At 62.2% G+C, this 7,492-nt stretch carries 7 protein-coding genes; 6 read left to right on the plus strand and 1 reads right to left on the minus strand.

Annotation, left to right across the window (positions count from 1 at the left end; translation table 11 throughout):
* Window positions 1-7 precede the first annotated feature (7 nt).
* The 3 genes from nuoH (at window position 8) to nuoK (ending at window position 2,064) form a co-directional block, all read left to right on the plus strand.
* The gene (nuoH, locus tag GSQ80_RS02135; RefSeq protein ID WP_158785859.1) at window positions 8-1,069 is read left to right on the plus strand and encodes an NADH-quinone oxidoreductase subunit NuoH; all 1,062 of its coding nucleotides are present in this window, start codon (window positions 8-10) and stop codon (window positions 1,067-1,069) included.
* 73 nt (window positions 1,070-1,142) lie between these two features.
* Window positions 1,143-1,649, plus strand: coding sequence for an NADH-quinone oxidoreductase subunit J (locus GSQ80_RS02140; RefSeq protein ID WP_158785860.1), 507 nt, complete (start codon window positions 1,143-1,145; stop codon window positions 1,647-1,649).
* Window positions 1,650-1,761: 112 nt separating this feature from the next.
* The gene (gene nuoK / locus GSQ80_RS02145) at window positions 1,762-2,064 is read left to right on the plus strand and encodes an NADH-quinone oxidoreductase subunit NuoK (RefSeq protein ID WP_158785861.1); all 303 of its coding nucleotides are present in this window, start codon (window positions 1,762-1,764) and stop codon (window positions 2,062-2,064) included.
* Here the strand turns inward: nuoK and GSQ80_RS02150 are convergent.
* Complete coding sequence (locus GSQ80_RS02150) at window positions 2,030-2,242, minus strand: hypothetical protein (protein ID WP_158785862.1); 213 nt, start codon at window positions 2,240-2,242, stop codon at window positions 2,030-2,032. The genes nuoK and GSQ80_RS02150 overlap by 35 nt on opposite strands.
* Before the next feature lie 54 nt (window positions 2,243-2,296).
* Between GSQ80_RS02150 and nuoL the strand changes: the two genes are divergently transcribed.
* The 3 genes from nuoL to GSQ80_RS02165 all read left to right on the plus strand — a co-directional run.
* Window positions 2,297-4,342, plus strand: coding sequence for an NADH-quinone oxidoreductase subunit L (nuoL, locus tag GSQ80_RS02155; protein WP_158785863.1), 2,046 nt, complete (start codon window positions 2,297-2,299; stop codon window positions 4,340-4,342).
* A gap of 121 nt (window positions 4,343-4,463) precedes the next feature.
* A complete protein-coding gene (locus tag GSQ80_RS02160; RefSeq protein WP_371315673.1) occupies window positions 4,464-6,119 on the plus strand; it encodes a NuoM family protein in 1,656 nt (551 codons plus the stop codon).
* A partial coding sequence (locus GSQ80_RS02165; RefSeq protein ID WP_158785864.1) for an NADH-quinone oxidoreductase subunit N occupies window positions 6,119-7,492 on the plus strand: 1,374 nt, incomplete at its 3' end. The genes GSQ80_RS02160 and GSQ80_RS02165, both read left to right, overlap by 1 nt.

Below are 7,492 nucleotides of genomic sequence, written 5' to 3' on the forward strand. Positions count from 1 at the left end.
CGATCCGATGAGCCACCTGAACAACTTCGAAATCTTCCTTCTGCTCACGATCGTCAAGATCGCCATCGTGCTGATGATCACGCTGATGGCAGTCGCGTACACGGTCCTGCTCGAACGAAAAGTTCTTGGCCGCCTCCAGAACCGCTGGGGACCCTCCCGCGTCGGCCCCTTCGGCCTTGCGCAGCCCCTGGTCGACGGCCTCAAGCTCTTCCTCAAGGAAGACATGATGCCGCTCGCCGTCGAGCGTCCCCTTTTCGTCATCGCCCCCATCATCGCCCTCGGCTGCGCGCTCATCTCCATCGCCGTCGTTCCCTTCGGCGCAGTCACCCTGGTCCACGGCGTCGACCTCTTCCAGATCGCCAACCTCAACATCGGCCTGCTCGTCATCCTCGGCGTCACCAGCATCGGCGTCTACGGCGTCGCACTCTCCGGCTGGAGCTCTAACAGCAAGTACTCGCTCTTCGGCTCACTGCGCTCCACCGCCCAGATGATCAGCTACGAACTAGCTCTCGGCCTCTCGCTCGTAGGAGTAGTTCTCCGCGCCCAGTCGCTCTCCCTGCGCGACATCGTCGCCTCCCAGTCCGCGCACGGCGCCATCTCCTGGAACGTCTTTGGCGGATTCCAGTTCATCGCCTTTTTCATCTATCTCATGGCCGCCTACGCCGAGACCAACCGCTCGCCCTTCGATCTCTCCGAGGCCGAATCCGAGCTAGTCGCCGGCTATCACACCGAGTACTCCTCCATGAAGTTCGCCATGTTCTTCATGGCCGAATACGCCAACATGATCACCGTCTCCTGCGTCGCCACCCTGCTCTTCCTCGGCGGCGCCTCCAGCCCCTTCGGCCACCTCTTCGACCACGTCGCCTCCGGCATCGTCGGCACCGCCCTCTTCTCCATCTTCTGGTTTGTCGCCAAAGTCTTCTCGTTCCTCTTGCTCTATATCTGGGTGCGCGGCACGCTGCCCCGCTTCCGCTACGACCAGCTCATGGCTTTCGGCTGGAAGTTCCTTCTACCGGTCGCGATGGTCAACATCCTCGCCACCGCTCTAGCGCTCACGTATCACGGCTAATCCAATGCAATCCATTTACAATCAGCACGAAACATCACGGCCCATACGCACTCTCTGGAATCGATAGTCCCCGATGGAAATCGCACTCTTCCTCATCTTCGGTTTACTGGCAGTCGCAGGAGCTCTCAACCTCCTCTTCCAGCGCCATCCCATCAACTCGGCGCTCTCGCTGGTCGTCGTCATGATGTCCCTCGCCGTCCTCTACTGGTCTCTCGGTGCCGAGTTCCTCGCCGCCGCCCAGGTCATCGTCTACGCCGGCGCGGTCATGGTGCTCTTCATCTTCGTTGTCATGCTGCTCAACGCCGGTGAAGAAGAACGCTCCCACGGCTCAAAGATCGCATACATCGCCGGCATCCCTGGCGCCGCCGCCATCTTCTGCCTGCTCAGCTTCGTCTTCCTCTCCGAGCGCAGCCACCTCGGCGCCACCCCCCTCGGCGGCTATCTCTCGAGCGCCGTCTCCAACATCTCCGAGATCTCGCACACTCTCTTCACCTCTCTGCTTCTGCCCTTCGAAGTCACCTCCATCCTCATCCTCGTCGCCATCCTAGGCGCCGTCGTTCTTGCACGAAAGGAGCTCTAACTATGACCATTCCCTGCGGCGGTTTTTATGTTCTCTCGACTGCGTGGATGGCGCTTGTTCTCTGCGGCGTCGTAGGTGTCATCCTCGTCAAGAAGCTGGGGAGACACTAAGCATGGTGCCCATCGCCTATTACCTCGTCCTCGCTGCCGTGCTCTTCTGCATCGGCATCGCGGCGTTTCTCATCAAGCGCAACGTCATCACGATCTTCATGTCCATCGAGCTCATGCTCAACGCCGTCAACCTCACCTTCGTCGCCTTCGCCCACATGTGGCACCAGGTCTCCGGCCAGATCTTCGTCTTCTTCGTCATGGTCGTCGCCGCTGCAGAAGCTGCCGTCGGCCTCGCCATCATCATCGCGCTCTTCCGTGTTCGCCAGACCCTCAACGTCGACCAGATCGACCTATTGAAGAATTAGCCATTGCTTTTGCCGTTGTCGTCGCTGTTGCTTTTCTCGTTGCTTTTGCTTTTGTCGTTGCAAGTTTTTCGCCGTCATCCTGAGCGAAGCGAAAGACCCCCATATTTGCTTTTGTTGTTGCTCTTGCCTTTGTTGTTGCTTCCGCCCTTGCTCTTGCCCTTGTTTTTCTTTCTGTCATTCCCTCCGGGAATCTGCTTCTAGCCTTTAGCACCTCGCACCACGAATCTCGCATATGAACCCTCAACTGCTCTGGCTCATCCCGATCCTTCCCTTCGCCGGCTTCCTGCTAAACGGAACCATCGGCCGCAAGCTGCCCCGCGCCCTCGTCGCGACCATCGCCCTGCTCTTCACCGCGGCCCCTGCCTTCATCGTCGCGCAACTCTGGATCTTCATGAAGTCGGCCGGAGCGCCCCTCGCCCTCTCGGTCATGAGCCGCCCCTGGATCGCCGTCTCTGGCTTTCAAGTCAATTTCGCCTTTACCGTCGACCACCTCACCCTCGTCATGCTCGGCATCATCACCGGCGTCGGCTTCCTCATCCACATCTATTCGGTCGGCTACATGGCGCACGAAGAAGGCTACTGGCGCTTCTTCGCCTACCTCAACCTCTTCATGTTTTTCATGCTGGTCCTGGTCCTCGCCTCCAGCTTCCTCCTGCTCTTCGTCGGCTGGGAGGGTGTAGGTCTCGCCTCCTACCTGCTCATCGGCTTCTACTTCACCAAGGATTCAGCCGCGAACGCCGGCAAGAAAGCCTTCATCGTCAACCGCGTCGGCGACTTCGGCTTCCTCCTCGCGATGTTCCTCCTGGTCGCCCACTACGGCACCCTCGACTTCAGCACCATCTTCGAGCAAATAGCCGCGTCGCCTCTCAGCGGAGGCATCTTCACGGCCATAGCCCTCCTCCTCGTCCTCGGAGCCACCGGCAAGTCCGCGCAGATCCCCCTCTACATCTGGCTGCCCGACGCGATGGAGGGCCCCACTCCCGTCTCCGCCCTCATCCACGCGGCCACCATGGTCACGGCCGGCATCTACATGGTCGCCCGTTGCCACGTCCTCTTCGACCACTCCCCCGCAGCCCTCACCGTCGTAGCCTGCATCGGCGCAGCGACCGCCCTCTTCGCCGCTACCATCGGTCTAGTCCAGCACGACATCAAGCGAGTCCTCGCCTACTCCACGGTCTCGCAGCTTGGCTACATGTTCCTGGCCTGCGGCGTCGGAGACTACTCGGCCGGCATCTTCCACCTCATGACCCACGCCTTCTTCAAGGGTTTGCTCTTCCTCGCCGCCGGCAGCGTCATTCATGCCCTCTCCGGCGAACAAGACATGCGGAATATGGGCGGCCTCCGCAAGCGCATCCCCATCACCTTTTGGACCATGTCCGCCGGCGTCTTCGCCATCTCCGGCATCTTCCCCTTCGCCGGCTTCTACTCCAAGGACGAGATCCTCTACGACACCGCCACCTCAGGCAGCCCCCTCCACCTCCTTCTCTGGTTCGTAGGCCTTCTCACCGCCGGCCTAACCTCTTTCTACATGTTCCGCCTCTGGTTCAAGACCTTCTTCGGCGCCGCACGCTTCGAAGAGCGCGGCCCCACCCACGACTACGATCTCCACGCCGGCCATCTAGCCGCCGTCCACGCCAGCAAGTCCTCAACCCTGACGCTCGAAGCCGAGCCCGAACCCAGCCACGCCCTCGCTCACGGCATCCACGAGTCCCCCTGGGTCATGACCCTCCCCCTCATCATCCTCGCCATCCTCTCGCTCATTGGCGGATGGGTCGGCATCCCCGAAGCCCTCGGCGGCCACAACGAGTTCGATCACTTCCTAGCCCCCGTCTTCAACGCCGGCCTCGACATCGCCGCCAATCCCGCGCACTTCTTCATGGAGCGCGTCGACGCCATCGTCTCCCTTCTCGTCGCGCTGACGGGTGCCTTCATCGCCTGGTACTTCTATTGCTACAAGCCCGGTACCGCCGCCGCCCTCGCTGCAAAGTACCGCCGCCTCTACTCCCTCCTCGACCACAAATACTGGGTCGACGAAATCTACGGCCGCTTCATCATCACGCCCATCCTCGTCATCTCGCGCCTCATCCTCAACGGCCTCATCGACGGCGGCATCGTCCAGGGCACCGCCGCCGGCCTCGCTGCCTCCACCCGCAGCGGCGGCTGGCTCGTCCGCCGCATCCAGTCAGGAAACATTCGCTCCTACGCCGGCTGGCTAGCCGCCGGCGCCGCCGTAGTCATCGCCATCGTCCTCTTCGGTCACCACGGAATACCGCACTAGCTTTCGCCGTTGTTGTTGAACTCGCTTTTCACTAGCTTTTGCCCTTGTCGTTGCACTTGCTTTTCTGGCTGTCATTCCGAGCGTAGCGAGGAACCCGCTTCCTGAACCACCTAAGAACTCAATGAACCCAATGAACTTCGACCCAATCATCCTGACGCTCATCATCGCCACCCCGCTAGCGGGCGCGATCCTGCTCGCCTGCATCCCAGAGCGCGAGGGCAGCAAAACACACGCCATCGGCGCCCTCCTCATCAGCCTCTTGACTCTCCTCCTCACGCTTCATCTCCCCTCGCACTTCAACTACCACGCCGCCCCGCGCACCTTCCAGTTCGAGCAGAACCTTTCCTGGATCCCGTCACCCAACATCCGCTACCACCTCGGCGTCGACGGCCTCAGCATGTGGCTCATCGTCCTCGCCGCCTTCTTAGCCCCCATCGGCGTGCTCGCGTCTTGGAATGCAATCCACACGCGAACGAAGCTCTTCTACACCCTCTTCCTCCTCCAGCAGGTCGCCATGCTCGGCATCTTCGCCGCCCTCGATCTCTTCCTCTACTACGGCTTCTGGGAACTCTCGCTCGTCCCCATCACGATCCTCATCGCCACCTTCGGCCGCACCGAAAACCGCCGCCGTGCCGCGATCAAATTCTTCCTCTACGCGTTCATCCCCTCCGCGATCCTCCTCGTCGCCATCCTCTGGCTCTACAACCTAACCGGCACCTTCGACCTGCCCACCCTCCAGTACCTCGCCCTCACCCACCACCTGGCAGCAACGCCCACCGCGCTACTACTCTGCTCCATCGCCTTCCTCGTAGCGTTCGCCGTCAAAGTCCCGGTCTTCCCCCTCCACGGCTGGCTACAGGACGCAGTCGCCGAAGCCCCCACCGCCGCCGTCATGGTCCTCGCCGGCAAGCTCGGCCTCTACTCCATCCTTCGCTTCAGCTTCGGCATCTTCCCCGAGCAGTCCCGCCATGTAGCCCCGGTCCTCATCGCCTTAGGCGCCATCGGCATCGTCTACGGCTCACTCATCGCGCTCATCAAGACCGACCTCAAGAAGCTAGCCGCCTTCTCCACCCTCGCGCACGTCTCCTTCGTGATCCTCGGCATCTTCACCTTCACAGTCATCGGCCTCGACGGCGGCGTCTTCCAGATCCTCAACGAAAGCCTCATCGGCGCGGCCCTCTTCGTCCTTCTCGGCCTGCTCTACGAGCGCTACGGCACCTACGACATGCGCGACTACGGCGGCCTCGCCACACGTCACCCGTGGATGGTCACGATGTTCGTCATCACCGTCCTCGCCGCCGCCGGACTTCCCATGCTCAACGGCTTTGTCGGCGAATTCCTCATTCTCTCCGGCTCCATGCAATCCATCGCCACGCACCACATCCTCTGGACCGTCATCGCCGCCACCGGCGTAATCTTCGGAGCCTCCTATCTCCTCTGGATGATCCAGCGAGTCTTCTACGGCAAGATCGGCGTACGCCCCGACGAAGTCCCCGGCTGGGACCTCACCGCCCGCGAGCATCTCGAACTCTGGCCCTTCGCCGCCCTCTTCCTCGCCATGGGCGTCGCCTCCCCCTTCTGGATGCGAGCCATCGACATCTACGGCGCCTCCACTGCAGGCAAGCTCGTCGAGGTTGGCCACGGCCTCTACAAGAACACCGCCAACGGCGAATACAGCTTCAATGACCAGGAATACAGCCGCTGGTGCCTCGACCACCCCGGCCACTGCCGCGTTGAAGTCAGATTCGTTGTATCAACCCCTAAGGAGGCCCGCTAATGTCCACTAACCTCCTCGCCCTCCTTCCCGAACTAATCCTCGCCCTCACCGGCGTCCTCGTCATGCTCGCCGAGCCCCTAATCACCCCCGGCCGCACCCGCAAGCCTCTCGGCTGGCTCGCCATCTTCGGCATCACCGCCTCCGGCCTCGCCGCCCTCTACCAACTCCACGTAGTCGACACCCTCCGCCCCGCCACTGGCATCCTCTCCTCAATCCCCGTCAGCGGTAGCCCCACCGCCTTCTCCGGCACCATCCAGGTCAGCGCCTTCTCCGTCTTCTTCCACCTCCTCATCGCCAGCATCGTCCTCGTCACCCTGCTAGCGTCACTCGACTACTTCGAAGACCCCATCACCCACGCCGGCGAGTACTTCGCCCTGGTCTGCTTCGGCGCCACCGGCATGATGTTCATGACCAGCTCCGTCGAGCTCCTCATGGTCTTCATCGGCCTCGAAATCTCCTCTATCTCCACCTACATCCTCGCCGGCTTCCGCAAAGGCCGCGCCACCGCCTCGGAAGCCGCCATCAAATACTTCCTCCTCGGCAGCTTCGCAACGGCCTTCTTCCTCTACGGCATCGCGCTCTGCTTCGGAGCCACCGGCTCGACCAGCATCGCCGCCATCGCCGCCGGCCTCGCCATCACCAAGACCCCGCTCTTAGGCTGGCTAGCTGTAGCGATGGTCCTCATCGGCCTCGGCTTCAAAGTCTCCGCTGCCCCCTTCCACGTCTGGACCCCCGACGTCTACCAGGGCGCCCCCTCCCCCGTAGTCGCCCTCATGTCGACAGCCCCCAAGGCCGCCGCCTTCGCCGTCCTCCTCCGCTTCCTCTTCAGCGCCACCCCCATGTACCGCGACCACTGGGTGCTCATGATCGCCATCCTCGCCGTAGCCACGATGACCATCGGCAACCTCGGCGCCCTCCTGCAGTCCGACGTGAAGCGCCTCCTCGCCTACTCCTCCATCGCCCACGCCGGCTACCTCCTCGTCGCCTTTACCTCCGCGCAGCACGAAGCCGTCTCCGCCGCCTGCTTCTACACCGCCGCCTACGCCGCCACAAACGTCGGAGCCTTCATCGTCCTCACCCAACTCTCCGGCTTCGACGAAAAACTCCGCACCCTCGACGACTTCACCGGCCTCGCCCTCAAGCGCCCCGTCCTCTCCGCGATCTTCGCCTTCTTCCTCCTCTCGCTGATCGGCATCCCCTTCACCGGAGGCTTCTTCGGCAAGTTTTACGTCTTCTCCGCAGCGGTCCACGGAGGCTACACCTGGCTAGCGATCGTCGGCCTGGCCAACTCCGGAGTAGCCTGCTTTTACTACCTCCGCCTGCTAGCCGCCCTCTACGCCCGCCCCTCCACCGACACCCTAGCCGACACCCCC

Source organism: Granulicella sp. L46 (assembly GCF_009765785.1).
Lineage (GTDB): Bacteria > Acidobacteriota > Terriglobia > Terriglobales > Acidobacteriaceae > Granulicella.

Excerpts from the sequence above, each read along its gene's own strand:
- nuoL (WP_158785863.1), top strand. The coding sequence starts at position 2,297 with ATGAACCCTCAACTGCTCTGGCTCATCCCGATCCTTCCCTTCGCCGGC.
- nuoH (WP_158785859.1), top strand. The coding sequence starts at position 8 with ATGAGCCACCTGAACAACTTCGAAATCTTCCTTCTGCTCACGATCGTC.
- GSQ80_RS02140 (WP_158785860.1), top strand. The coding sequence starts at position 1,143 with ATGGAAATCGCACTCTTCCTCATCTTCGGTTTACTGGCAGTCGCAGGA.
- nuoK (WP_158785861.1), top strand. The coding sequence starts at position 1,762 with ATGGTGCCCATCGCCTATTACCTCGTCCTCGCTGCCGTGCTCTTCTGC.
- GSQ80_RS02160 (WP_371315673.1), top strand. The coding sequence starts at position 4,464 with ATGAACCCAATGAACTTCGACCCAATCATCCTGACGCTCATCATCGCC.
- GSQ80_RS02150 (WP_158785862.1), bottom strand. The coding sequence starts at position 2,242 with ATGACAGAAAGAAAAACAAGGGCAAGAGCAAGGGCGGAAGCAACAACA.